This is a genomic window from Chromobacterium sp. HL1 (assembly GCF_057418835.1).
Genome location: NZ_CP162399.1, coordinates 1,681,443 through 1,706,407, shown reverse-complemented (window position 1 = coordinate 1,706,407; position 24,965 = coordinate 1,681,443). Strand labels below are relative to the sequence as shown.

The window sequence follows — 24,965 nt, the reverse complement described above, 5'->3', positions numbered from 1 at the left end:
CCGACGAATCCGGCTATAGCTAAACGGAACGCGTACGGGAGAACGGCATGAAAGCACACTGGGCGGCGCTGCTTGGCGGCGCGCTGGCATCGGCGGCGGCGCTGGGCGATTCGCCCTGCCCGGCCGACGGCCTGAAAGTGGGTTACTACCTGATTGGCAGCGCCTATGAAAACGGCCACGGCTACGATGTGGACCTGGTGCACGAGCTGGCGCGCCGGCTGGGCTGCAATATCGTCCAGGAAGACGTTTATCCCCGCATCCGCGTGCTGAAAATGCTGGAGCACGGCCAATTGAATCTGGGCACCTCCACCATCCCCACCGCGGACCGCCGCAAATACGCCTGGATCTATCCCTACTTCTACAGCAAGAACATGATCTTGCTGTCCAAGCAGATCGGCGCGCGCACCCTGGAGCAGTTGCTGGCCGAACCGGCGGTCAAATGGGGCGTGATCCGCGGCTACCGCCACAGCCCGGAGCAAGACGCCTTCATCGAACAACTGGCCAAACGCGGCAAGGTGGTGATGGCCAATGACGAACGCGATCTCTACGCCATGTTGTCCCAACGCATCGTCACCGCCGCCTTCGCCCACCCTTTCAGCTACGACAGCTGGCTCAACTCCCCGGCCCTGTCCGGCCAGGTGACGGTGCTGGACCTGTTCCCCAACTCGGAACGCATCGCCGGCGGCCTGATGCTGGCGCACAGCGCCTTCAGCCCGCAGCAGGCGGAACAATGGCAGGCCCAGCTGCAGCAAATGCTCAAGGACGGCGCCCTGCGCAAGATCTTCGGCAAATACCTGAGCGCGGACAGCGTGGCCCAGTTGCAGCTGCAACCCTGATCCTTGTCCCAGCTTGCGCCGCCGCCGTCCGCTGCGGGACACTGAGCGGGTTTCGACTCAACGGACCCCGCGATGAAACTCTCCCGCCTCAGCCTGCTGTTGGCCATGCTGGCCAGCCCCCTGCTGCACGCCGCCCCGGCGCCGCAGACCCAGACGCTGGTCATGCTGCGCCACGGCGAAAAACCCGAGGGCGGCTACGGCCAGCTCAATTGCAAGGGCTTCAACCGCTCTTTGGAACTGGCCAAGCTGCTGCCCAAAAAATACGGGCGAGCCGACCAGATCTTCGCGCCCTCCACCGCCAGCCAGACCCGGGACCCCGCCGGCACCTTCAACTACATCCGCCCGCTGGCCACCATCGAGCCCACCGCCATCTCCCTGGGCCTGCCGGTGAACAGCAACTTCGACATGGAGGCCATCGACGCGCTGCAACAGCAACTGGTCAACCCGCTGCAGCACGGCAAAACCGTCTACATCGCCTGGGAGCACAAGCTGCTGCGCGAACTCGCCGTCAGCCTGATGCAGGATTACGGCGACAAGGGCTCGGCGGACAAGGTGCCCAAATGGGACAAGAACGACTTCGACAGCCTCTACGTCGTCACCCTCGACTACAGCCACACGCCGCCCAAGGCCAGTTTCCGCCACGAGCAGCAGGGGCTGGACAAGCTGTCGGACAGCTGCAAGCTGCCCTGAGAACGTTTACGATCTGCTGCGCGTCGGCGGGCTAACCCGACAAAGGCATTGAGCAGATTCTCCGCTCGCGCCAGACGCAAAACAGCCGGCCCATCAAGGGCCGGCTGTCTTCGTTTGCGGCAGGAGAATTACAGCGCCAGTTTGGCGATGGCGTCCTTGGCCGCGTGGATGGCGGTGGCGCGCTTGTCTTCGCCCATATTCACCGCTTCGGCGCGGACAAAAGCCACGTCGTTCACGCCCAGGAAGCCCATCACCGTCTTCAGGTAGTCTTCCTGGAAGTCCATCAGCTGGCCCTGCTCGGTGCTGTAAACGCCGCCGCGCGAGGACACCACGATCACCTTCTTGCCGCCGGCCAGGCCCACCGGGCCGTTCTCGGTGTATTTGAACGTGCGGCCGGACGCGGCCACGCGGTCCACCCAGGCTTTCAATTGCGACGGGATGGAGAAGTTGTACATCGGCGCGCCGATCACCACCACGTCCGCGGCCAGGAATTCTTCGATCAGCTCATTGCTCAGCGCGGCTTCGCTGCGCTGGGTGGCGGTCCAGTCCGCCTCGGCGGTGAAATTGGCGCCGATGATTTCGCCGGACAGGTGGGCGATGGGCTGGCCGGCCAGATCGCGGTAAGCGGTTTCCACATTGGCGTGACGCTGGCGCAGGGTGTCGGCGACAACGGCGGTCAGTTGGCGGGAAACCGAGTTGGCGGCGAGGATGCTGGAGTCGAGATGCAACAGTTTCATGGTCGGGTCCTTGGTGTCTGGGTAGAGAAAGTGATTGCATGATAGTTTTCCGAACCAATCCGCACTAGACTGCAAAAATCGGAAACATTGTTCCATCAGCGAGACAATCATGCAGGACCTGAACGATCTGCTCTACTTCGCCAAAGTGGTTGAGCACGGCGGCTTCATGGCCGCCGGCCGCGTGCTGGGCATCCCCAAATCCCGGCTGTCCCGCCGCGTGGCGGAGCTGGAGCAGCGGCTGGGCGTGCGCCTGCTGCAAAGAACCACCCGCCGCCTGTCGCTGACCGAGATCGGCCAGCAGTACTACCAACACTGTCAGGCGATGCTGGAGGAAGCCGAAGCCGCCGACGAAGCCATCGCCCGCAGCAGCGCCGAGCCGCGCGGCCTGATCAAGGTCAGCTGCCCGGAACTGCTGTCCAAGACCCTGCTGGCCCCGGCCCTGCCCCGCTTCATGGCCCGCCACCCGCTGCTGCGGGTGCAGCTGGATTCCAGCAACCGGCGCGTGGACCTGATAGAAGAAGGGGTGGACGTGGCCATCCGCGTGCGCAATGTGATCGAGGACAGCGCCAATCTGGTGGTGCGCCGGCTGGCCACCGCCCAGACCTCCCTGGTGGCCAGCCCGGCCTTGCTGGCCGAGCGCCCGGCGCCCAGGCATCCGGCCGACATGGCCGGCTGGCCGGCCTTGACCATGAGCCGGCCCGACGGCCGCGGCCAATGGGCCTTGCTGGATCAGGCCGGCCACGCCTACACCGTGCAGATAGACAGCCCCCGGCTGATGACCGACGACCTGATCGTGCTGCGCGACGCCGCCATCGCCGGCCTGGGCGTGGCCGCGCTGCCGGAACTCGTCTGCCACGAGGCGCTGCAGGCCGGCCAGCTGGTGCGGCTGCTGCCGGACTACGACATTCCCTGGGGCATTCTGCACGCCGCCTTCCCCACCCGCCGCGGCCTGCTGCCGGCGGTGCGCGCCTTCATCGATTTCCTCGCCACCGAGCTGATTCCGCCAGACCACCCGGTCTATCAAGTCGCGCCTTAAAGGACGAGACAAGGCGAAAACTAGCGAAAAAACGGAGGGTAGGCGCGGCACATGAGCATTTTGAGGATGTTTTCAACGCCGTATCGCCGAAGCGCAGCAGACATTGCCAGACTCTTACAGATCATAGGATAAGGGCACTGGCACGCCGTTCAGCGGCTGCGGCCGGGGCCCGCCGGCTTGCGGCCGGATGTCAAAATCGAAGATGTCCGTCGGCAGCCACAGCGTGGCGCAGGCGTTGGGCACGTCCACCACCCCGCTGATATGCCCCTGCACCGGCGCGCAGCCGAGAATGCTGTAGGCCTGGGCGCGCGAATAGCCGAACTTGCCCAGGTAGTCGATGGCGTTCAGGCAGGCCTGGCGATAAGCCACTTGCACATCCAGATAGTGTTGGCCGCCGCGCTCGTCCACCGACACGCCCTCGAAAATCAGGTAATCGCCGTGACGCGGCGCCAGCGGGCTGGGCTGGAACACCGGATTGCGGATGCCGTAGGCCGCCACCCCGCCCTTGATCAGATCCACCTTCAGATGCGCCCAACCCGCCATCTCGATGGCGCCGCAAAAGGTGATCTCCCCGTCGCCCTGGCTGAAGTGCAGATCGCCCACCGACAGGCCGGCGCCGTCGACATAGACCGGCAGAAACACGCGGGCGCCGCGCGACAAGTCCTTGATGTCGCAATTGCCGCCATGCTCGCGCGGCGGCACCGTGCGCGCCGCCTCCTCCGCCGCGCGCCGCGCCGTCTCGCCGCCCAAGCGCCCCATATGCGCGCTGGGCGCGAAAGGCAGATGCGCCACCGCGCGCGGATTCTCGCGCAGCAATTCGGCCTCGCGCCGGTTCCACTCCTCCAGCAACGGCCGGCTGGGCAGGCAGCCTATCAGGCCGGGATGGATCAGCCCGGCGAAACGGACGCCGGGAATATGGCGGCTGCGGGCGTAAAGCCCCTGGAAATCCCATATCGTCTTTTGCGCGTGCGGAAAATGCTCGCTGAGAAAACCGCCGCCGTTGCTGCGCGAGAAAATGCCGTTGAAACCCCATTGCCGCTCCGGCAAGGCGCCGATGTCCAGCAAATCCACCACCAGCAAGTCGCCGGGCTGCGCGCCGGCCACGCCCACCGGGCCGGACAGAAAATGCACGGCGCTCAGATCCAGGTCGCGGATGTCCTCGGCGCAATCGTCGTTGCGCACCTGGCCGCCGGTCCAGTCGTAGCACTCCAGCACGAAGTCGTCGCCGGGCAGCACCCAACAGGCCATGGGAATGTCAGGATGCCAGCGGTTGTGGATCTGCGGATTGTCGTAAGGGGATTGATCGAGATCGATCTTGATCAGGGTAGTCGTCATGGCGCTTGCTCCGGCACGGTCAGGACCACGCGGGCCCCGCTTGCGAAAGTCCGCAACCGGCCGCCGCCGGCTGTGGCCCGTCCCCGCGCCGGCGGCGCTGACGCCGCGGCGATCCGCGGCCTGCACCGCGTGTTTTTGCGTATCGCCGGCGCCGCCCGACAGGCCGCGCCGGCCATCTTGAACAAGCTCTTAAGAGCCTGTTCCAAGTCTCGCGGGCAAAAGCGAGACAAGGCGAAAACGAGCGAAGAAGCGGAATGCACTCGTGGCACATGAGCGTTTCGAAGCGGTACCCACCCTGAGACGTCTCGCCAAGCGCAGCAGATCGTAAACAGACTCTTAGCCAGCGGCCTTGTCGGACATCTGCTCCAAACAGCCCAAGGCCCGCGCCGCCAGCGGAACCAGCCCGCTTGCCACGCCGGCGCTCCGCCAATGCGTCAGCAGGCCTGCGCGCATCGCCGGCGTCCAGAAACGCCGCAGATGCTGGGCGACCTCGGCCGCCGCGTCCTCCCCCTGCGCGTCCTCGAAGAAGCGCGCGATCTCGTTGACCATCTTCACCAGCGGCTCCGGCCTCATTCCGTCTGGCTCCCCGTCCGCCGTCCGGCGGCCAGCAGTCTTTGCTGCTCGTCGCCGAAACCATGGAAACGGCGCTGCCACTCCGACGGCCGAGCGGTCTTCCTCACCTCCACCGCGGTGACCTTGTACTCTGGACAGTTGGTGGCCCAATCCGAGTTGTCGGTGGTCACCACATTGGCGCCGGACTCCGGGTGGTGGAAGGTGGTGTACACCACGCCCGGCGCCACCCGTTCGGTCACTTTGGCGCGCAAGGCGGTGTCGCCGGCGCGGCTGTGCACCGCCACCCAGTCGCCGTCGACGACGCCCCTCGCCTCGGCGTCGACCGGATGGATTTCCAGCCTGTCCTCGGCGTGCCAGAGCCGGTTTTCGGTGCGCCGGGTCTGCGCGCCGACATTGTACTGACTGAGAATCCGCCCGGTGGTCAGCAACAGCGGGAAGCGCTTGCCCGCCCGCTCCGAAGTCGCCACGTAGCGGGTGACGACGAAGCGCCCCAGGCCGCGGGAGAAACGGTCGACGTGCATCACCGGCGTGCCCTCGGGCGCCGCCTCGTTGCACGGCCATTGCAGGCTGCCCAGCCGGTCCAGCTTGGCGTAGCTGACCCCGGCGAAGCTGGGCGTCAGCCGCGCGATCTCGTCCATGATTTCCGACGGGTGCGTGTAAGCCATCGGATAGCCCAGCGCCGCCGCCAGCGCCGCGGTCACCTCCCAGTCCGCCATGCCGGCCAGCGGGCGCATCGCCCGGCGCACCCGCGAGATGCGCCGCTCGGCATTGGTGAAGGTGCCGTCCTTTTCCAGGAAGGAGCTGCCGGGCAGAAACACATGGGCGTATTTGGCGGTTTCGTTCAAAAACAGGTCCTGCACCACCACGCACTCCATCGCCGTCAGCGCGGCGGCCACGTGCTGGGTGTTGGGGTCGCTCTGCGCGATGTCCTCGCCCTGGCAATACAAGCCCTTGAAACCGCCGTCCAGCGCCGCGTCCAGCATATTGGGAATCCGCAGCCCCGGCTCCGGCTGCAAGTCCACGCCCCAGTCCGCCTCGAAGCGCGCGCGCACCGCGTCGTCGGACACATGGCGGTAGCCGGGCAGTTCATGCGGGAAAGAGCCCATGTCGCAGGAGCCCTGCACATTGTTCTGGCCGCGCAGCGGGTTGACGCCGACGCCGGCGCGGCCAAGATTGCCGGTGGCCATGGCCAGATTGGCGATGGCCATCACCGCGGTGCTGCCCTGGCTGTGTTCGGTGACGCCCAGGCCGTAGTAGATGGCGGCGTTGCCGCCGCTAGCGTACAACCGCGCCGCCTCGCGGATCAGCGCCGCCGGCACCCCGCTGGCCTCGGCGACGCGCTCCGGCGCATTGTCCGCTTCTGCCGCGAAGTCGCGCCAGAGCAGGAAGGCCTCGGTCTCGCAGCGCTGGGCGATGAAGTCTTGATCCAACAGGTTTTCGCTCACCAGCACATGGGCCAGCGCGTTGAGCACGGCCACATTGCTGCCGGGCCGCAAGGCCAGATGCAGCGCCGGCGCCGCGTGCGGCGAATCGGCCAGATCGATGCGGCGCGGGTCGATGACGATCAGCCGCGCGCCCTCGCGCAGCCGTCGCCGCAGCAGCGAGCCGAACACCGGGTGGGCGTCGCTGGGGTTGGCGCCTATCACCAGGATCACGTCGGCGCTCAGCACCGAATCGAAATCCTGGGTGCCGGCGGATTCGCCCAGAGTCTGCTTGAGGCCGTAGCCGGTGGGCGAGTGGCAGACGCGGGCGCAGGTGTCGATATTGTTGTTGCCGAAGGCGGCGCGCACCAGCTTCTGCACCAGATAGGTTTCCTCATTGGTGCAGCGGCTGGAGCTGATGCCGCCGACGGCGTCGCGGCCGTAGCGCGTCTGCAGGCGGCGGAACTCGCCGGCCACATGCTCCAGCGCCTGTTCCCAGCTCACCTCCCGCCAGGGCTCGTGGATGCCGGCGCGCAGCATGGGTTTGACGATGCGGTCCGGATGGGTGGCGTAGCCCCAGGCGAAGCGGCCCTTGACGCAGGAATGGCCGTGATTGGCGCGGCCGTCCCGGTCCGGCGTCATTCTCACCACGCGCTCGCCCTTGAGTTCGGCGCGGAAACCGCAGCCCACGCCGCAATAAGCGCAGGTGGTCTCCACGCTGCGCTCCGGCTGCCCCTGCGCGACCACGCTTTTCTCCACCAGCGTGGCGGTGGGACAGGCTTGCACGCAGGCGCCGCAGGACACGCATTCCGAGCCGAGGAAGTCCGCGCCGCCGGCGGCGCGGACGCGGGAATCGAAACCGCGGCCGACGATGCTCAGCGCGAAAGTCCCCTGGGTTTCCTCGCAGGCGCGCACGCAGCGGTTGCAGACAATGCACTTGGCCGGGTCGTAATCGAAATAAGGATTGGACTCATCCTTGGCATCGGCCAGATGATTGGCCCCGGCCAGACCGTAGCGCACTTCGCGCAGTCCCACCTGGCCGGCCACGGTCTGCAGTTCGCAATCGCCGTTGGCGGCGCAGCCCAGGCAATCCAGCGGGTGGTCGGACACATAGAGTTCCATCACGCCGCGCCGCAGCCTGGCCAAGGCCTCGCTCTGCGTGCGCACCGCCATGCCCGCGCTCACCGGCGTGGTGCAGGCGGCCGGATAGCCGCGCTGGCCGTCTATTTCCACCAGGCACATGCGACAGGAGCCGAACGGCTCCAGGCTGTCGGTGGCGCACAGCCTGGGCAGGCGCGCGCCCTGCAGCGCGGCGGCGCGCAGCACCGAGGTGCCGGCCGGCACGGTGATCTCGACGCCGTCTATGCTCAGGCTCACCGGCGCGCCCTCGCGCGCCGGCGTGCCCAGGTCCGCCGTCGGGACCGGCTTGGGGTCAAACTGGCAGCTCATGGCGCGTCCTCCTCGACGATGGCCGGGTCCAGGCCGAAATCCGCGGGGAAACCCCGCGCCGCGCTCAGCACCGGCAAGGGCGTCAAACCGCCCAGCGCGCACAGCGAACCGTGCCGCATGGTCTCGCACAAATCCCGCAACAGGGTCCAATGCCGGCGCCGCTCCGCGGCGTCGCCGGCCGCCAACAGCCGGTCCATCACCTCCACGCCGCGGGTGGAGCCGATGCGACAGGGCGTGCACTTGCCGCAAGACTCCTCGGCGCAAAACCGCATGGCGAAACGCGCCATGCGCGCCATGTCGACGCTGTCGTCGCACACCACCACGCCGCCGTGGCCGAGCATGGCGCCGACGGCGGCGAAAGCCTCGTAGTCCAGCGCGGTGTCGAACTGCGCCGGGCTCAGCCAGGCGCCCAGCGGCCCCCCCACCTGCGCCGCCTTGACCGGCCGGCCGCTGGCGCAGCCGCCGCCGTAGTCCTCGATCAACTCGCGCAGGCTCAGGCCGAAGCCGCGCTCCACCAGGCCACCGCGCCGCACATTGCCGGCCAGCTGAAACGCCATGGTGCCGCGCGAGCGGCCCACCCCGAAATCGCGGTAGTACGGCGCGCCGCGGGCCAGGATGGTGGGCACCGAGGCCAGGGTCAACACGTTGTGCACCAGGGTGGGACGGCCGAACAGGCCGCTGAGCGCGGGCAGCGGCGGCTTGGCCCGGACTTCGCCGCGCCGGCCCTCCAGCGATTCCAGCATGGCCGTTTCTTCGCCGCAGATATACGCGCCCGCGCCCAAGCGCAGCTCCAGTTCCAGCTCGCGGCCGCTGCCTTGCAGATCGGGCCCCAAATAGCCGCGCCGGCGGGCGATCTCCAACGCCCGCCGCAGCGTCTCCGCCGCAGCGGCGTATTCGGAACGGACATAGAGGTAGCCGCGGGTCGCCCCCACCGCCAGCGCCGCGATAGTCATGCCCTCGATCAACAAAAAGGGATCGCCCTCCATCAGCATGCGGTCGGCGAAGCTGCCGGAATCGCCCTCGTCGGCGTTGCACACCACGTATTTGCCGTCCGCCGCCGCCTCGCGCACGGTGCGCCATTTGATACCGGCGGGAAAGGCCGCGCCGCCGCGGCCGCGCAGGCCGGATTCCAGCACGCAGTCCAGCGTGCCCTCGCCGCCCAGTTCCAGCGCGTGGGCCAGACCGCGATAGCCGCCGTGGTCCAGATAATCGTCCAGCGACAAGGGACGGGTCAGCCCGGCGCGCGCGAACAACAGCCGCTGCTGGCCGGCCAGATAGGGCAGGCGCTCCAGCAAGCCCAGCGCCAGCGGATGCTGGCCGTCCGCCTCCAGCACGGCGCTCAGCACGCTGTCCGCCTGCGCCGCCGTCAAGGGCCCGAAGCCGACGCGGCCTTGCGGCGTGTCCATTTCCAGCAAGGGCTCCAGCCAGTACAGGCCGCGCGAACTATTGCGCCGGATGTCCACTTCCAGGCCGCGTCGCGCCGCCGCCTCGGCCAGCGCCCGCGCGGTCCGGTCCGCGCCCAGCGCCCGCGCCGCGGAATCACAGGGTAGATGGAAGGTCAGCATGCGCCGCCCTCCTCCAGACAGCCGGCCAGCAAGGCGTCCAACGCGGCGGCGTCGATCCGCGCGTGCAATTCACCGTCCAGCAGCAAGGCCGGCGCGCAGGCGCAAGCGCCCAGACAGTACACCGGCCGCAGTTCCAGGCCGCCATCGGCGCTGCGGCCGGCGTCGTCCAGGCCGGTGCGCGCCCGCAGCCTTTGCGCCAGCGCCTCCGAACCCATGCTCTGACAGGCCTCCGCCCGGCATAGCCGCAGCTCATGGCGCGCCGGCGGCTCGTCGCGGAAATCGTGGTAGAAGCTGAGCACGCCGCGCACTTCGGCGCGGCTCAGGCGGAAGGCGCGGGCGATGTCCGGCGTCGCGGCGTCCGGCACATAGCCCAACTCGTCCTGCACGGCGTGCAGCAAGGGCAGCAAACCGCCCGGCTGCGTTTGATGATCCGATACCAGCGCGGCGATGCGCGCCTGTTGTTCCGCGGTCAAGAACATGACTACTCCTCAATCGACTTACCCTGCGCGACTTGCCCTGCGTCAATCAGGAAATCTGCGCGCTCTTCCAAGCGTGCTTATTTAATCGGCTCAGCCAAGGTCATCAACCAGGCTAAGTTGTAGGTCTGCCGTGGGCTATTGCCGACCTCATCCCACACCGCAAGGGTGTAATATTTTTTGGAGCTGACCCAAATCAACTCTGATACTTTTTTACCTGAAGGCGATTTTTTAACCACGAATCGAGCAGGCACACCCTGAATTTTAATATTCATGAGTTCTTTAACCGCCATCACCCCTCCTCCATCCGCCACGAAATCCCATTCGTGCAAAATCAACAGAACGCCATCCGGACGCCTGAATATTCGATCAAAACTGCTCCATGGCCCGCGCAAGCTAGGCCCTTGCGGCACCACCCCCTCAAAACGATAAGTATTCAACTTACTAGCACCAATATCAGCAAGTTTGGATTTGGCATTGGCAGAGGCATCCTGCAGGGTTCTCAATCTATTTTGATAAGTTGTGGCGTATAGAACAGCTTCATCCGAAATCTTCTCATAATCCACTCCCCCACCACCCATAGATTTGTTTCTAACATCTCGCTTTAGATCCTCCTCTGAATTTTTCTTCAGTGCCGCTGGCAATTTATCAATGGAGATAACCGTTAGCTTTCCTGGTTCCAAACCCGAGACTGGACTGAATTCAGTCCGATCCTTCGCATCAAGCAAAGCAGAGCCAAGCCATAATAATACCGAGAGCCGCAGAATCGCCATGAAATGACTCAATATAGCCCCCTTCTACGCCAAGCCGCATTCTATTAACGCACCAGCGCACGCAAGCGTAACGCGGCCAACACACCAAGCAATGCCAGCAAGCATGCACTAGTCGCGATGAACACCGAGCTGTCCGGCGCGATGCCGAGAGTCCAAATACCGGCGGCGCCTGCGGCATAGAGCATGGAGGTGTTCCATGCCAAAGTCGGGGCCGGACTCTTGCCCGATAGTTGGATCACCGAGTCCTGCTGATTGCTATCGAAGGCGCCTGAGAATATAAACCAGGCCAGCACCGCAAAAATCGACAGCGTAAGCCATGGCGAACCCAGCGCAATGGGAATCGCCACCGAAGCGCCCAGCGCCCAGTAGGTTAACAACAAAACTGATGAAGCCCCCGTTTTAGCGCTCTTATCGGATAAATGCCCTGCAGCGATGGAGCCAAGCAAGGTGCCGGTTCCGCTGAGCACACCGACAACACCGACAAGCATTTCCGACAGCGCAAAATCTCGCATGAGCCTCACAGCCAAAAATGTATAAGCGCCCAAACTAGCCGCATGAAATAAAAAGGTAAGTAGATAACTCCATTGCAGCTCCTTTATCCGCCATGGCATCAGTAAGCTGCGCAACCAATGATCGGGAGACGGCAACGCCCCCCCTCCGGCGCCCCGGCTGGCAAGAGCCCCAATTTTTTTCCATATCGAGGGCAGGACCAGCAGCGCAGCGCCTCCTAACACCGCGACTACGATACGCCATGAGTAAAAAGCTGACGAGAATGCGCCAATAGGTACTCCAAACACCTGCCCCAATGCAAATGCAGCCATGCCATAGCCAATAGATCTGCCCCGCAAATGCGCGGCGGCGGTCTGGCTCATCCATATCCAGGCCGCAGGCCCAAAAAAGCTCACCCCCAATCCAGCCAGCCCTCGAAAAACCAACACCAACCCATAGTTCTGTGCTAGGGCTGATGCCATATTGCCAATGGCAAAAATAAAGATTCCCGTGACAACCATGGCACGTGGACCAAGCTTTTCATAGAGCAGGCCAATGAAAGGTCCTCCAATTGCCTGCACAAGCACGTAGGCTGTTATCAATTGCGCCGCCGCGGATAATGACGCCCCCAAATCGGAAGAAATATTTCCTAATAAAGGAGCAACCACATACATTTCAGCACCAACCAAGAATAGAACAGCATAAATTGGCCAGAATTGCGGCATCAGCTTAGGAGCAGCCTTCTCTTCAGCCGTTCGCATAAAGACTCGGCTCATAGAGGTGAAACCACGTATCAAAATTCAAGGCTAGTTCAGTAGCCACATTGGCAATAAAGCTCCCAGAGGCCGGCTCTTGCAAAACCTGCTCCAGTACGGGAAGATTAAACACCTCACCTAAGCGACAGTTCTTTTGCCTCAGTGCACGATCAAGCTGTTTACAGACTGCCATGGCATATTTACGATCATGGGTCGACGGGTAGGGTGCTTTGGACCTTGAGATGATCTCATGTGGAATCAGATCCACTGACATCGATTTCAACAATGCCTTCTCAACACCCTTATGATTTTTAAGATGCCAAGGAGTAGAAAACGCGAACTCCATCAACCGATGATCACAAAATGGCGCTCTGACTTTCAAACCTGCTGACATAGATAAACGATCCTTACGCTCAAGCAAAGTAGGCAGAAAACGTGTCAACGCTAGGTACGAAATAAACTGAAGCTGCTCCTCATTGTCCATCTGCGTGAATGAACGCACACCCAACTCGCTAAGCGCCTGTGCATAGTCAGCCTGCAAATATCCAGAAAGATCAAGAGAGTCTATTAGGTCCTGCCGAAACACTTTCAAAATACGCTGATGTAGTCTGCCATGGGCAGGAGTATCCGCAAGCCAAGGAAAAGTGCCAGATGCTATTGCTGCTGGCTCATGAAACCAACGGTAGCCCCCCATAGCTTCATCAGCAGCCTCACCTGTCAAAACAATTTTTGAGGTAGATTTAACCGAATGAAAAAGTGACAATAGACTTAAATCAAGGTCGCCAATACCATTGGGAAGGTCCCTTGATTGCAATGCCTCAAGTCTTAGACTTGGTTGAGAAAGCGTATCTCCATCCAACAACCAGCGGTGATGTTGAGTTCCAAGGTAGTGAGCAGCCGCTCGAGCGAAGGGAGTGTCTTCGCTCCCCTCCACCCACTGCCCACTCTCATCCTGAGCTTGAAAATCCACTTGGTACGTTTTAAGGGTTGATTTTCTAATAGCACGCTGGGCGAGCGCCGCTATAATAGTTGAATCCAATCCACCAGAAAGCAAACAGCCTACAGGAACATCTGCCATCACATGTACATTGACAATCTCAAGCAATAGCTCCCGCAACTCTTCCACCGCATTGCCATAGGTTGACACACGAAATCCTGGCAAAAATTGCCAGTATCGCCTCTCTGTTTTTTTTACCCGTCCCTCTACAATCTGAAAGGATTGAATTGTCCCTGGAGGTACTTCATGAATACCCTTATAAGGGGTAGCTCCTATTGTCTTATGCAATGGAAGAACAAGCTGAATCATACCAACCTTATCCACTACTGGCATCACATCAGGGTGAGCAAGAATAGCCTTAATTTCCGACCCAAATAAAATCTGCCTCGCTGTTTGATAATAGTACAACGGTTTAACACCAAGACGATCTCGTACCAAGTGTAAAGTTTTAGTCAGGGAGTCCCAAACGGCTAATGCAAAAAATCCATCCAACTCTGCCACAGCCATTTCACCTTGACACATCCAATGTCGCGACAAAAAACCTCTATTATCCACCATAAGCAGAGTGTTTATCTCCCCTATATCGCCACCAAAACTACAATGATTAAAAATCTCACCACAACAAACCATTGCTAAACGGTTCTCGCTTGCAGGCTGCCCCACGGGGGTACTACTTCCAATCTCACACGATGTAAATTTACACTCTCCCAAAGCTACTGGACCATCAAAAAAACCATCATTGGCATGATGCCCTCGCCTCTGTAGAGCCTTAGTCATGCCTGCTAATGTTTGGCGACGATGTGCAGGGATCGATATATCCAAAAAGCCGGCAATTCCGCCCATAGATTTGCTCCTATAGCCTTAGATTACGAACTGTGGGGTATATCGCCGCAACCAAGCATCAATGCCAATGAGATAACCCAAGCCATTGGTCATGCTTGGGGCGGCTCTCGGCCCAGGAATAGCAGCGGCAGATGCAAGCAAGGACCTAAGCTTTTTTGCGTCGATCAACTCCCATATTTGAGCACTGCCATCACTCAACAAGTTTTCGACACGTTGACGTAGCTGTCTCGTGTAATGCGGGTCAACCTGCGCAGGGAACGCACTTTTTTTACGATTTAGTAAGTGTGTGGGAAGAAGCCCTTTCGCTGCATCTCGCAAGAGCATTTTTTCGATATTTGCTTGATATTTTTTCCTCGGGGCAGTGCCATGAAGCATTTCAATCAACTGGTGATCACAGAAAGGAATTCTGACATTTACTCCCGCCGCCATGCTCATTCGATCACTCCTATCAAGAAGCGCAGAAACCCACCGGACAAGCATGAGATGCTCTACACGACGTGCGGCAGCCTCAAACACTCCCTCTCCTGGCATAGCCACAACGCCCTTGAGCGTGTCGCTGTACTGATCCGAGATATACTCCTGAACTCGCTGCTGAGTTATAAGATCAGAGCGAAGGAGTGAAGAGAAAAGCACCTTACCTTCAAGCCAGGGAAAGGTATGTGTTGGGCGCTGACTGGCATTTTGTAAAAAAGGATATCCCCCAAAAATCTCATCCGCGCACTCCCCGGAAAGTACAACCGCAGAAAAGGGTTTAATTCCTTTAAAGAGAAGGTACAATGACACATCCATTTCCCCCCACCCCGGAAAATCACGAGCGACCAATGCAACATGCTCGTTCTCCAGTTGTGCTTCTGGATCAACAACAACAGTTGCATGCTGAGCACCTATGTATTCAGCTACTTCTCTGGCAAATGGCTCATCACGTGAAGTATGCCACTCTGTTGATCTAAAATGCTCTATAGAATCTTTAAAATCCATAGAATAAGTTCTTAGTGACGGCCACCCCATGCTTAAACCACGCTGTGCGGCCAAGGCAGCAAGAACACTTGAGTCTAGCCCTCCTGACAAAAGCGACCCAACCCTTCCTCCCTTTACCAATTGATGATCGACAACACTTTCCAATCGACTACGGATTTGAAGGCAAGAACTATCATAGTCCACATCATCCTCACACGGTCCAAGCCTCCAATAGCAGAGCTCCTCCATACCATGGCATGACATGGAAACAATATGGCCAGCCTTCACCTGATACAGACCTTGATAAATTCCATGCCCTGGCGTTGGGGCAGAGGCTAAAGCAAAGAGCTCTATAAGACCTGTCTCATCAATGCTTGGATTAAAAATAGGGTTAACAAGAATACCTTTAGGTTCAGAGGAAAACAAAACCCCTTTCATATAGGGAAAATAATAGAGTGGCTTAGCCCCCAATCTATCACGCACCAATATAAGACGTCGCACCCGGAAATCCCATATCGCATAAGCATATACACCACTTAGACGAGAGACACTTCCCACCCCCCATTGCTGATAAGCTTTTAGCAGAACTTCTGCATCCGAACTACCATCAAAAAAATACCCCAGCTCAATTAACTCCCTTCGAACATCAGAGGCATTATAAATTTCACTATCGCATGAAACAACACAGCATTCATTACCTTCATCTTGCAAAACCATAGGTTGTTTTTCACATTCATCTTGTAGCACTGACAATCTTCGGTGCACCAAGGCAATATTTTCACCTCTATAAACCCCCCCTCCATCTGGCCCTCTAACAGTCATGGATTGCTCCATTTTTTCTATTACAGAGGTATACCTTAACTGTCTCAGGTCCTCTCCCCAATCAACCCAACCACCAATTCCACACACGACATCCTCCGCACAAAAATTTATTTCATCACGTCGCCACTCACAGTCAGACACGACAACCAAACCACCATTAACTTAACCCAAATTAAACACTAAGCATTCTCACACTCCAGCGACAACCATTCACACCATCCTTAGCCATTAATTGAAAATTTGGTTTAAATCCTTTTACCTCTATATTAGCCGAGGTAGCAGCAGTACAGTATTCGCAGGGGGACTTCAATGTAATAACCACCCCACGTAAGCGGGCGCTCTCTCGATAATCCCATATACCGCAGCGACGCACGATTAGCTCGGCCTCATCAACACTTGGCTCCAACAACTCTATGCTTGAGCCATATAATTCAAGCTGCTGTCGAAAACGTTCTAATGGGCCAAGCACCCCAGGTGCACGTGGACGCTCTACTAAACCATGAACTACTGCATTTGCCTTTGCCCATTGCTCAAGCGCCTCATAACCAAATTGATTAATAACAAATTTCTCCATGAGTGCTTGCGCGTAAAAAAAAGCCCCTTTCCACAAATCGGCCTTCGGCATCACAGGAACATTCATAAATATTTCCTTTTTAACCTGTAGCCACACATAAAAAAATTTACCCCCCTTCTGCTCAACAATAAATTTATTTAAGCCCGCTTCGGCCTCAAACAGTCTTTGACTCCACAACTGAGCTTGTTGACTTTCATTAAGGGGTATTGGCGCCTTATATTCATTCACAATAGTCTCCCTTCTATTTGCAACATTCCATTCCGACATTAAAGTCATGGACAATAAATTTGCTTTAGCGCAACTGCCCATGCGGATCGATGACGAATTTCTTCGGCGCGCCGCCGTCGAACTCGGCGTAGCCTCTGGGCGCATTGTCCAGGCTGATGATCTCCACGCCCACCACTTCGGCGATGGGAATGCGGTCCCACAGAATCGCCTGCATCAGCGCGCGGTTGTATTTCATCACCGGAGTCTGGCCGGTGAAGAAGCTGTGCGACTTGGCCCAGCCCAGGCCAAAGCGCACCGACAGGCTGCCCTGCTTGGCCGCCGCGTCCACCGCGCCAGGGTCGTCAGTCACGTAGAGCCCGGGAATGCCGATGCGCCCGGCCTCGCGCGTCACTTCCATCAAGGCGTTGAGCACGGTGGCCGGCGCCTCCTGCCGCGAGGCGGCGTGGCCGTGGCCGCGCGCCTCGAAACCGACGGCGTCGATCGCGCAATCCACCTCCGGCACGCCCAGGATGGCGGCGATCTGCTCGCCCAGCGTCGCGTCCAGCGACAGATCCGCGGTTTCAAAGCCGACGGCGCGGGCATGGGCCAGCCGCGCCGGATTGACGTCGCCGACGATGACCACCGCCGCGCCCAGCAGGCGCGCGGAAGCCGCCGCCGCCAAACCCACCGGACCCGCGCCGGCCACGTAGACCGTGCTGCCCGGCCCCACGCCGGCCGACACCGCGCCGTGATAGCCGGTGGGCAGGATGTCGGACAAGCAGGTCAGGTCTCGGATCTTGGCCAGCGCCTGATCCCGGTCTGGAAATTTCAGCAGGTTGAAGTCGGCGTAGGGCACCATCACGTATTCCGCCTGGCCGCCCACCCAGCCGCCCATGTCGACGTAGCCGTAAGCGCCGCCGGCCCGCGCCGGGTTCACCGACAGGCACACGCCGGTATCCTGCTCCTTGCAGCAGCGGCAGCGTCCGCACGCCACATTGAACGGCACCGACACCAGATCGCCGATGCGCAGCGTTTCCACATCGCCGCCCGTCTCTATCACCTCGCCGGTGATTTCATGTCCCAGCACCAGACCGGCCGGCGCCGTGGTGCGGCCGCGCACCATATGCTGGTCCGAGCCGCAGATATTGGTGCTCAGCACCTTGAGAATGACGCCGTGGCCGAGCTTGCGCCCGGCCGGGGACGCCAGTTCCGGAAAGGGTATGGAGCGCACTTCCACCTGGCCCGGCGCCAGGTACACCACTCCGCGATTGCCTGTCATCATCGTCTCCTCGCTGCCGCGCCGGCGGATACCGGCGACATCTGCTCCCGATGCTAGGAAAGAAAGCGACGCCGGCCTTGAGTCAAAGCGACCCCTTTGCGATCAAACGCGCCACGATCGTAAACAGGTTCTCAGCGCGCCAGCGCCTGGCCGACGACGCTCAGCCCAGGCCGGCCGTCGAAGGTGTCCACTCCCGCCAGCCAGCTCGTCAGCACCGCCGGGTTCTTTTTCAAATACTCCCGCGCCGCCACCTCCGGCCTGATCTTGTCCATGATCGGCCCCATCACCCGGTTTTCCATATCGGTGCTGAAGCGCAGATTGCGCAGCAAGCGGCCGACATTGGCGCAACGCGCTTCGTAATCCGGCGGCAGCGCGGTGAAGACCCTGGCCGCGCCGAAGTTGGGGCCGAACACCGCGTCGCCGCCGGACAGATAGCGCAGCTTGTGCCTGACGTTCATCGGGTGCGGCTCCCAGGCCAGGAACACCATCCATTTCTTCCTCCGCTCGGCGCGTTCCAGTTCGGCCAGCATGCCGGCCTCGCTGGACTCCACCAGCTTGAAGCCGCCCAAGCCGTACTGTTGCTTGCGGATCATGTCGTCGATCAGGCGGTTGCCGTCGTTGCCGGCTTCAATGCCGTAGATCTTGCCGTCCAGCTGCGCCTTGAAACGGGCAATGTCCTTGAAATCCCGCAGGCCGGCGGCGGCCACGTAGTCCGGCACCGCCAGCGTGTACTTGGCCCCGCTCAGATTGGGCTCGGTCAGCACCTTGATCTGGCCCGCTTTCAGATAGGGTTCGATCAGCGGCGTCATCGACGGGCTCCAATACCCGAGGAACACGTCGATCTGCCGGCTCTTCAGCCCGGAGAAAGCGATAGGCACCGAGGCCATGGTCACGCTGGGGCGGTAGCCCAGCGCCTCCAACACCACGCTGGCCATGCCGGTGGTGGCCGCGATGTCGGTCCAGCCGACATCGGCGAAACGCACATTGCGGCAGGCGGCCGGCTCCCGTGCCGCCGCGCTGCCGGCGATGGCCAGCAGCAGCGCCGCGGACATTGCTTTGAATCGATTCATCCCTTCCTCCCGGGCAGCGATGATGGCGAAAGTCCGCCCGGCGGCCGCTGCCGCGCCGCCCATTAGGTTTCCAGCACCCGTTCAAGGTCTCGCGAGCCGGAACGAGACAAGGCGCGGCCGGCCTTGAACAGGCGTTCAGGCGATGGCCCCGGCCGCCACCAGGTATTGCTGCCGCTCGCGGCTGGGCGGGTAGCCGAACAGCCCGCGGTAGGACTTGGAAAAATGCGAGGAGGACAGGAAGCCGCAGGCCACGGTGACTTCCATCACGCTCATATTGGTTTGCAGCAGCAGCTCGCGCGCCCGGCGCAGGCGGAGGTCCAGATAGTATTGCGCCGGCGTGGTGCTCAGATAACGCTTGAACAAGCGCTCCAGATGGCGCAGCGACACGCCCAGCTCCGCCGCCAGATGTTCCAGCGAGCGCGGGTTCTCGATATTGCTCTCCATCGACAAGGCGGCGTCCAGCAAGGCCTCGTGCCCGGTGCCGATGCGCGCCAGCAGCGGGATGTGCTGGCGGTCGCCGTCGTCGCGCAGCCGGTCCACGATGAATTGCACCGAGACGTCGGCCGCCAGGCTCTTGCCGCCCTTGTGGCGGATCAGATGGCACATGAAATCCAGCGGCGCGGTGCCGCCGCTACAGGTGAAGCGGTCCCGGTCCAGCACAAACAGGTCCGAGGTGAAGCGGGTGCGGGGGAATTCCTCGCTGATGGACAGCAGGTTTTCCCAATGGATGGCGCAACGGTAGCCGTTCAGCACCCCGGCCCGGGCCAGCGCGAAGGTGCCGGTGCAGATCGATCCCAGCGGCACGCCCTGGGCGGCGAAGCGGCGGATCAGCGCCTGCACCTTGTCGGTGGCCGCCTCGCGCACCTGGCAGCCGCCGCAGACGATGAGCATGTCGTACTGCTGCGGCGGGCCCGGCGCGGAGATCGGCGACAGGCTCAGGCCGTTGCTGGCGCTGACCGGCTCGCCGTCCGCCGACAGCAGGCTCCAGCGGTACAGCTTCTTGCGCGACAGGTAGTTGGCCATGCGCAACGGCTCCACCGCGTTGGAGAACGCGATCATTGAAAACCGGTCCAGCAGCAAAAAGGCGATATGCGACAACGAGGCGATCTGTTGCGGTCCCATCACGACCTCCAATGTGTGCGTTGCAAGAATTGTTGTTCTGCTCCGAAGCGGTTCGCAGCCGGCCTTGAAAACCGTTGCGCAGGTATTGTTTCGTCCCTGGTTTCCTCCTGTTTCATCCTCAGCCATCGGCCGCGGCGCCCGCTTCCGGCGCGCGTCCAAAGCTTTCGGTGATCCGGTCCAGGATGATGGCCAGCAGCACCACCGCCAGCCCGCTCTCGAAACCGAGGCCGACGTCCAGCCGCTGTATGCTGGCCAGGACATCGTTGCCCAGACCGCCGGCCCCCACCATGGAGGCGATGATCACCATGGACAGCGCCATCATGATGGTCTGATTGACCCCGGCCATGATGGACGGCAGCGCGATGGGCAGCTGCACCTTGAACAGCAATTGCCAAGAGGTGCAGCCGAAGGCGTTGCCCGCCTCCACCAGCTCCCGGTTCACCTGGCGGATGCCCAGATTGGTCAAGCGCACCGCCGGCGGCACCGCGAACACCACCGTGGCCAGGATGCCCGGCACCCGCCCCAGTCCGAAGAACATTGCCGCGGGAATCAGATAAACGAAAGCCGGCATGGTCTGCATGAAGTCCAGCGCCGGCCGGACCAGGGCGTTGACCCAGCGCCAGCGCGCGCAGCAGATGCCCAGCGGCACGCCCAGCATCAGACTGACGCAGGTGGCGGACAGGGTCAGCGCCAGCGTGGCGACGGTCTGGCTCCAGAAGCCGGTGGCCCAGATCAGGCCCAGCGCCGCGCAGACGAAGACGGCGAACTTCCAGCCCAGCCGCCACAGGCCGACGCCGGCGAACACGCCGGCCAGCGCCCATGGCGGCACGCCCTGCAGCAAGGTCTCCACCTGGGTGGCGAACCAGTCGATGCCGCCGCCGACGGCGTCGAAGGCGCCGGCGTTGTTTTCCAGCAGAAAATGGATGATCTGGTTGACCCAGCTGCCTATCGGCAGCGGGGACTGGGGACTGGTGTCGGCCATGCGGCGTGCTCCTCGTCTCGCCGGACGCGCTCAGGACGGCGAGAGCCACACGCCCCCGCGCCGGCGACGCCCGTTGGGGTTCAGTGGTGGGCGGCCGCGCTAGGGCGGTGCTGGGACAGCTTGTTGAGCACGCTGCTGGGGGTGATCACGCCCAGGCAGCGGCCGTCGTCGTCGCGCACCTGCAGCGGTTCGGCCTGCCCCTGGAGCCGCAACAGCACATCGGACAGGCTACAGGACGGCTCCACGTGCGGAGCGGCCGTCGCGCGCGGCGGCGGCGCGGCTTCGATCAGATCCTTGGCCTGCAGATAGCGCGAGGTGTCCACGCTCTTGAAGAAGTTGCGCACATAGTCGTCAGCCGGGCATTCGATGATTTCGCGCGGGCTGCCCACCTGCACCAGCCGGCCGCCCTCCATGATGGCGATGCGGCTGCCGATGCGCAGCGCCTCTTCCAGATCATGGGAGACGAAGACGATGGTGCGGCGCTGCTCGCGCTGCAATTGCAGCAGCAAGTCCTGCAGCTCGGCGCGCTTGAGCGGGTCCAGCGCCGAGAAGGCCTCGTCCATCAGCATCAGCGAGGGATTGACCGCCAGCGCGCGCACCAGGCCCACCCGCTGCTGCATGCCGCCGGAGAGCTGATGCGGGTACTTGCCGGCGAAGGCGGCCAGCCCCACTTGCTCCAGCACTTCCCGCGCCCGCGCCTCGCGGGCCTTGCGCCCGAGGCCGGCCACTTCCAGGCCGAAGGCGGCGTTGTCCAGCACCGTGCGGTGCGGCATCAGCGCGAAGCTCTGGAACACCATGCTCATGTCGCGGCGGCGCAAGGCCACCAATTGCCTGGGCGACAGCCGGGTCAGGTCCTGGCCGTCCAGCAGGATCTGGCCGGCGCTGGGCTCCAGCAAGCGGTTGATCAGGCGGATCAGCGTGGATTTGCCGGAGCCGGACAGGCCCATCAGCACAAAGATTTCGCCGGCGCGCACCGAGAACGACACGTCGTTGACGCCCACCACCGCCCCGGTGCGCCGAAACACTTCGTCCTTGCTCTCGCCGGCCCGCAGCAAGGACATCACTTCCGCCGGCTTGCCGCCGAACACCTTGTGGAGGTTTCTGACCTCGACCTTGATCGTTTGCATCCCGGCTCCCTTCGGCGCGGCCGCTGACAATTCGAAGAATGTTTAATGTAAATCAAGGTTCAAGATAGGAAGGAAGGGCTGGGCCAAGTAAGGGTATTCCGACAACAAGCCGTCCAAATCCGACATCCGCGCGCAAAACCGGCCGGCATAGGCCTGGCCGCCAAATCCAGCGCCGGCTTTCGTCTCCGGCCCGGCCGGCCTGTGTCGTAAAAAAACCGCAATCCGCCGCCGGCGGCAAAAACAAAAACGCCGGCCGCGGCCGGGCAGGCGTGAAGGACGGGGAGGCGACGGACGCGCGCGCGGAAGCGGTCAAAGACGGCGGCGCTTCGTGAAGCGTTGTACGGTGAGTACTCGCTCAAAACGCGCAATGCCGCTTGTACATGCCGCTTTTTCGCTCGTTTTCGCCTTGTTTCAGCCTGGCTCGCGAGACTTTGGACAGGCGCTCAGCGATCTACCACCAGATCGCTCAAGGGCAGGCTGCAGCAAGGCAGGAAATAACCCTGCTCCACTTCGCGCGGCCGGATGCCGCCCTGGTGCCGCATGTCCACCCGGCCTTCCAGCAGACGGCTCTTGCAGCTGCCGCACACGCCGCGGGTGCAGGAGGCCGGCAGGCGCATGCCCTTGGCCAGCGCCGCCGCCAGCACCGTCTGCCCCGGCGCCACCGATAAATCGTCCCCCGTTTTGGCGAAGCGCACATTGAAGCCGCGGCCCTCGACGCCGGGCTGCGGCGTCCGCACCGCCTCGTCCGGCGGCGCCGCGCTGAGTTCGGCGAAATTGAAGCTTTCCTCGTGATAGCGGCTCATGTCGAAACCGCACTGGCGCAGCAGCTCGCGCACCGCGGCCATATAGGGCGCGGGACCGCAGCAGAACACCTGGCGCGCGTGCAGATCCGGCGCCATGCGCTCGATCAGCGTCCGGTCCAGCCGGCCGATCAGGCCGGCCCAATCCGGCTCTCCCGCCCGGTTTTCGCAAATCACCGCCTGGCTGAAAGTGGGGTGGATGCTGGCCAGCAGGCTCAATTCCTTGCGAAACACGATGTCGCGCGGCGAGCGCGCGCTGTGCACGAACAGGATGTCGGCGCCGGAGGCCAGATCGGTCAGCGCCCGGGTCATCGACATCAGCGGGGTGATGCCGCTGCCGGCGGACAGAAACAGATAGGGCGAAGCGGCGTGGCGCGCATAGCTGAACTCGCCGGCCGGCCCCAAGACCCGCAGCGCCATTTCCGGGCGCAGATGCTCGTGCAGCCAAGAGGAAACGACGCCGCCGGGAATGCGCTTGACGGTGATGGACACCCGGTCCGGCCGGGTGGGCGTGGACGACAGCGTGTAACAGCGGTTGACCGCGGCGCCGTCGATGTCCAGTTCCAGCGTGATGAACTGGCCGGGCAGATAAGGGAAGCGGCGCGGCGGCTCGGCGCGGAACACGAAGGTTTTGACATCGTGGGTTTCCTCCCGCGCCTGAACGCAGACGAGCAGGCTGTCCTCGCCGGCCCGCCACAGCGGCAGCTCGGCGGCTGGCGGGAGATCATCCAATGGGCTGGCCGGCGGCGCGCTATTCATGGTCGCGCCGTTCCCGCTCCAGGCCATCGCCCAGCCGCTGCGCGTACCAGTGGGTGAATTTCTCCACCAAGGCCTCGGTGTAGGGCGAATAAGGACCGGGCCGATAGGCGGAGCCGTTGATGCCGCGCTGCGACTCCTCCACCAGCCGGCGGTCCTGCTGATTGGTGGCTTTCCATACCCGGGTGAGGTTGTCCACCTCGTAGTCCACGCCCTCCTCCGCGTCCTTGCGCACCAGCCAGGTGGTGCGCACCAGCGTGCTTTCCGCCGACAGCGGCAAGGCGGTGAAGGTGACGATGTGGTCGGCCATGAAATGGTGCCAGGAGTTGGGCTGGGTCCAGAACGACAGGCCACCGGACGCCGGGTCGCGCAGATCGCCCAGCAGCTTGCGACAGGCCGCGCCGGTGTCCACGGTCTGGGACTGGCCCTTGCGGTCCAGCGGCATGCGCATCGCGCGGAAGCCGGACACCTCGGACAGGCGCTCGATCTCGGCCGAGGGCAAACCGCCGGCCTCCCAGCGCGCGTGGTGCTCGGCGACGACGCGCTGGTAATCGGCCAGCCCGGAGGCCTGCTCGGCCCGGGGCGCGAAGCCGTAGCTGTAGGCGTACAGCGAGACGGTCAGCTCCGGATGGTTGGCGGTGCAGTGATAGCACTCGCGGTTGTTCTCCATGGTCAGCTTCCAGTTGCCCGCCTCGACGATGTCCACCTGGGCCGCCACCTTGCAATCGTCGATGCGGTGCGGCGCGATATAGGGCGCCATCCGCGCCATCATCTCGTCGATGTCCTCCGGCGGCCGCTCGGCCAGGCAGATGAACAGCAGCCCTTCCAGATTTTTCAGCGCCACCGGCTTGAGGCTGTGATGCGAGGGATCGAAGCCGTCCGCCATGTGGTCGGCGAAGATCAGCCGGCCGGACAGATCGTAAGTCCATTGATGGTAGGGGCAGACCAGATTGCCCACCGAGCCCTGACGCTCGGCGCACAGCCGCGAGCCGCGGTGGCGGCAGACATTGTGAAAGGCGCGTATGGCCATGTCGTCGTCGCGCAGGATCAGGATGGGATCGCGCCCCAGCTCCACGGTCAGGTAGTCGCCCGGTTCGGGTATTTCCGCGCTGACGCCGACATAGATCCAGTGGCGGCGGAAGATGTATTCGAGATCGGCCTCGAACACCTGCGGCGAGCGGTAGAACGGCGCTTCCAGACTGTGGCCGGGACGGCGGCGGGCCAGCAGTTCGCGCAGCGGGGCCGTCGTCGCTGCCGGGAAGGGAATGACGCTGTGGGACATGTCTCGCTCCTT

General features: G+C 62.3%; 21 protein-coding genes. 3 read left to right on the top strand and 18 right to left on the bottom strand.

The window, feature by feature from the left end:
* Positions 1–47 precede the first annotated feature (47 nt).
* Both AB1Z25_RS07945 and AB1Z25_RS07940 read left to right on the top strand, forming a co-directional pair.
* Positions 48–836, top strand: a complete 789-nt coding sequence (locus AB1Z25_RS07945; RefSeq protein WP_107799480.1) for a substrate-binding periplasmic protein — start codon at positions 48–50, stop codon at positions 834–836.
* A 72-nt stretch (positions 837–908) separates the two neighbouring features.
* Complete coding sequence (locus tag AB1Z25_RS07940; RefSeq protein WP_233246681.1) at positions 909–1,526, top strand: hypothetical protein; 618 nt, start codon at positions 909–911, stop codon at positions 1,524–1,526.
* Between the two features lie 128 nt (positions 1,527–1,654).
* Here the strand turns inward: AB1Z25_RS07940 and AB1Z25_RS07935 are convergent, their stop codons facing one another.
* On the bottom strand, positions 1,655–2,263 hold the full coding sequence (locus tag AB1Z25_RS07935) for an FMN-dependent NADH-azoreductase (RefSeq protein WP_227103750.1): 609 nt from the start codon (positions 2,261–2,263) through the stop codon (positions 1,655–1,657).
* A 109-nt stretch (positions 2,264–2,372) separates the two neighbouring features.
* On the opposite strand from AB1Z25_RS07935, the gene AB1Z25_RS07930 reads away from it, so the two are divergent.
* Positions 2,373–3,299, top strand: a complete 927-nt coding sequence (locus AB1Z25_RS07930) for a LysR substrate-binding domain-containing protein (RefSeq protein WP_107799482.1) — start codon at positions 2,373–2,375, stop codon at positions 3,297–3,299.
* A 114-nt stretch (positions 3,300–3,413) separates the two neighbouring features.
* Here the strand turns inward: AB1Z25_RS07930 and fmdA are convergent, their stop codons facing one another.
* The 17 genes from fmdA to AB1Z25_RS07845 all read right to left on the bottom strand — a co-directional run bounded on the left by fmdA (position 3,414) and on the right by AB1Z25_RS07845 (position 24,953).
* Positions 3,414–4,634: a formamidase gene (gene fmdA, locus AB1Z25_RS07925; protein ID WP_486636975.1), complete on the bottom strand. Its 1,221-nt coding sequence runs from the start codon at positions 4,632–4,634 to the stop codon at positions 3,414–3,416.
* A 336-nt stretch (positions 4,635–4,970) separates the two neighbouring features.
* Complete coding sequence (locus AB1Z25_RS07920) at positions 4,971–5,207, bottom strand: formate dehydrogenase subunit delta (RefSeq protein ID WP_486636974.1); 237 nt, start codon at positions 5,205–5,207, stop codon at positions 4,971–4,973.
* Positions 5,204–8,077 (bottom strand): formate dehydrogenase subunit alpha, encoded by a 2,874-nt coding sequence (gene fdhF / locus AB1Z25_RS07915; protein WP_486636973.1) that lies wholly within the window; start codon positions 8,075–8,077, stop codon positions 5,204–5,206. Before fdhF ends, AB1Z25_RS07920 begins: the two co-directional genes overlap by 4 nt.
* On the bottom strand, positions 8,074–9,642 hold the full coding sequence (locus tag AB1Z25_RS07910) for a formate dehydrogenase beta subunit (protein ID WP_235089126.1): 1,569 nt from the start codon (positions 9,640–9,642) through the stop codon (positions 8,074–8,076). The genes fdhF and AB1Z25_RS07910 overlap by 4 nt, the downstream gene beginning before the upstream one ends.
* Positions 9,636–10,121, bottom strand: coding sequence for a formate dehydrogenase subunit gamma (locus tag AB1Z25_RS07905; RefSeq protein ID WP_486636972.1), 486 nt, complete (start codon positions 10,119–10,121; stop codon positions 9,636–9,638). The genes AB1Z25_RS07910 and AB1Z25_RS07905 overlap by 7 nt, the downstream gene beginning before the upstream one ends.
* 77 nt (positions 10,122–10,198) lie before the next feature.
* Complete coding sequence (locus AB1Z25_RS07900) at positions 10,199–10,891, bottom strand: hypothetical protein (protein WP_486636971.1); 693 nt, start codon at positions 10,889–10,891, stop codon at positions 10,199–10,201.
* A gap of 44 nt (positions 10,892–10,935) precedes the next feature.
* Positions 10,936–12,141: an MFS transporter gene (locus tag AB1Z25_RS07895; protein ID WP_486636970.1), complete on the bottom strand. Its 1,206-nt coding sequence runs from the start codon at positions 12,139–12,141 to the stop codon at positions 10,936–10,938.
* Positions 12,128–13,975, bottom strand: coding sequence for an asparagine synthase (glutamine-hydrolyzing) (gene asnB / locus AB1Z25_RS07890; protein WP_486636969.1), 1,848 nt, complete (start codon positions 13,973–13,975; stop codon positions 12,128–12,130). Before asnB (AB1Z25_RS07890) ends, AB1Z25_RS07895 begins: the two co-directional genes overlap by 14 nt.
* Before the next feature lie 18 nt (positions 13,976–13,993).
* Positions 13,994–15,841: an asparagine synthase (glutamine-hydrolyzing) gene (asnB, locus tag AB1Z25_RS07885; RefSeq protein WP_486636968.1), complete on the bottom strand. Its 1,848-nt coding sequence runs from the start codon at positions 15,839–15,841 to the stop codon at positions 13,994–13,996.
* An 85-nt stretch (positions 15,842–15,926) separates the two neighbouring features.
* Positions 15,927–16,556 carry a hypothetical protein gene (locus AB1Z25_RS07880; protein ID WP_486636967.1) on the bottom strand — a complete coding sequence of 210 codons (630 nt, stop codon included), beginning with the start codon at positions 16,554–16,556 and terminating at the stop codon, positions 15,927–15,929.
* A 64-nt stretch (positions 16,557–16,620) separates the two neighbouring features.
* Positions 16,621–17,814: a formaldehyde dehydrogenase, glutathione-independent gene (gene fdhA / locus AB1Z25_RS07875; protein WP_253315230.1), complete on the bottom strand. Its 1,194-nt coding sequence runs from the start codon at positions 17,812–17,814 to the stop codon at positions 16,621–16,623.
* A 131-nt stretch (positions 17,815–17,945) separates the two neighbouring features.
* The gene (locus AB1Z25_RS07870; protein WP_107801816.1) at positions 17,946–18,884 is read right to left on the bottom strand and encodes a choline ABC transporter substrate-binding protein; all 939 of its coding nucleotides are present in this window, start codon (positions 18,882–18,884) and stop codon (positions 17,946–17,948) included.
* Positions 18,885–19,019: 135 nt separating this feature from the next.
* A complete protein-coding gene (locus AB1Z25_RS07865; protein WP_107799490.1) occupies positions 19,020–20,006 on the bottom strand; it encodes a GlxA family transcriptional regulator in 987 nt (328 codons plus the stop codon).
* Positions 20,007–20,124: 118 nt separating this feature from the next.
* The gene (locus AB1Z25_RS07860; RefSeq protein WP_486636966.1) at positions 20,125–20,988 is read right to left on the bottom strand and encodes an ABC transporter permease; all 864 of its coding nucleotides are present in this window, start codon (positions 20,986–20,988) and stop codon (positions 20,125–20,127) included.
* 80 nt (positions 20,989–21,068) lie between these two features.
* Positions 21,069–22,115 (bottom strand): quaternary amine ABC transporter ATP-binding protein, encoded by a 1,047-nt coding sequence (locus AB1Z25_RS07855; protein WP_107799492.1) that lies wholly within the window; start codon positions 22,113–22,115, stop codon positions 21,069–21,071.
* 443 nt (positions 22,116–22,558) lie between these two features.
* Positions 22,559–23,674 (bottom strand): FAD-binding oxidoreductase, encoded by a 1,116-nt coding sequence (locus AB1Z25_RS07850; protein ID WP_486636965.1) that lies wholly within the window; start codon positions 23,672–23,674, stop codon positions 22,559–22,561.
* Complete coding sequence (locus tag AB1Z25_RS07845; RefSeq protein ID WP_227103771.1) at positions 23,667–24,953, bottom strand: aromatic ring-hydroxylating oxygenase subunit alpha; 1,287 nt, start codon at positions 24,951–24,953, stop codon at positions 23,667–23,669. The genes AB1Z25_RS07850 and AB1Z25_RS07845 overlap by 8 nt, the downstream gene beginning before the upstream one ends.
* Positions 24,954–24,965: the final 12 nt, after the last annotated feature.

Bases quoted from the DNA above. Each gene is read 5' to 3' on its own strand.
- AB1Z25_RS07945 (WP_107799480.1), top strand. From the start codon at position 48: ATGAAAGCACACTGGGCGGCGCTGCTTGGCGGCGCGCTGGCATCGGCG.
- AB1Z25_RS07940 (WP_233246681.1), top strand. From the start codon at position 909: ATGAAACTCTCCCGCCTCAGCCTGCTGTTGGCCATGCTGGCCAGCCCC.
- AB1Z25_RS07935 (WP_227103750.1), bottom strand. From the start codon at position 2,263: ATGAAACTGTTGCATCTCGACTCCAGCATCCTCGCCGCCAACTCGGTT.
- AB1Z25_RS07930 (WP_107799482.1), top strand. From the start codon at position 2,373: ATGCAGGACCTGAACGATCTGCTCTACTTCGCCAAAGTGGTTGAGCAC.
- fmdA (WP_486636975.1), bottom strand. From the start codon at position 4,634: ATGACGACTACCCTGATCAAGATCGATCTCGATCAATCCCCTTACGAC.
- AB1Z25_RS07920 (WP_486636974.1), bottom strand. From the start codon at position 5,207: ATGAGGCCGGAGCCGCTGGTGAAGATGGTCAACGAGATCGCGCGCTTC.
- fdhF (WP_486636973.1), bottom strand. From the start codon at position 8,077: ATGAGCTGCCAGTTTGACCCCAAGCCGGTCCCGACGGCGGACCTGGGC.
- AB1Z25_RS07910 (WP_235089126.1), bottom strand. From the start codon at position 9,642: ATGCTGACCTTCCATCTACCCTGTGATTCCGCGGCGCGGGCGCTGGGC.
- AB1Z25_RS07905 (WP_486636972.1), bottom strand. From the start codon at position 10,121: ATGTTCTTGACCGCGGAACAACAGGCGCGCATCGCCGCGCTGGTATCG.
- AB1Z25_RS07900 (WP_486636971.1), bottom strand. From the start codon at position 10,891: ATGGCGATTCTGCGGCTCTCGGTATTATTATGGCTTGGCTCTGCTTTG.
- AB1Z25_RS07895 (WP_486636970.1), bottom strand. From the start codon at position 12,141: ATGCGAACGGCTGAAGAGAAGGCTGCTCCTAAGCTGATGCCGCAATTC.
- asnB (WP_486636969.1), bottom strand. From the start codon at position 13,975: ATGGGCGGAATTGCCGGCTTTTTGGATATATCGATCCCTGCACATCGT.
- fdhA (WP_253315230.1), bottom strand. From the start codon at position 17,814: ATGACAGGCAATCGCGGAGTGGTGTACCTGGCGCCGGGCCAGGTGGAA.
- AB1Z25_RS07870 (WP_107801816.1), bottom strand. From the start codon at position 18,884: ATGAATCGATTCAAAGCAATGTCCGCGGCGCTGCTGCTGGCCATCGCC.
- AB1Z25_RS07865 (WP_107799490.1), bottom strand. From the start codon at position 20,006: ATGGGACCGCAACAGATCGCCTCGTTGTCGCATATCGCCTTTTTGCTG.
- AB1Z25_RS07860 (WP_486636966.1), bottom strand. From the start codon at position 20,988: ATGGCCGACACCAGTCCCCAGTCCCCGCTGCCGATAGGCAGCTGGGTC.
- AB1Z25_RS07855 (WP_107799492.1), bottom strand. From the start codon at position 22,115: ATGCAAACGATCAAGGTCGAGGTCAGAAACCTCCACAAGGTGTTCGGC.
- AB1Z25_RS07850 (WP_486636965.1), bottom strand. From the start codon at position 23,674: ATGAATAGCGCGCCGCCGGCCAGCCCATTGGATGATCTCCCGCCAGCC.
- AB1Z25_RS07845 (WP_227103771.1), bottom strand. From the start codon at position 24,953: ATGTCCCACAGCGTCATTCCCTTCCCGGCAGCGACGACGGCCCCGCTG.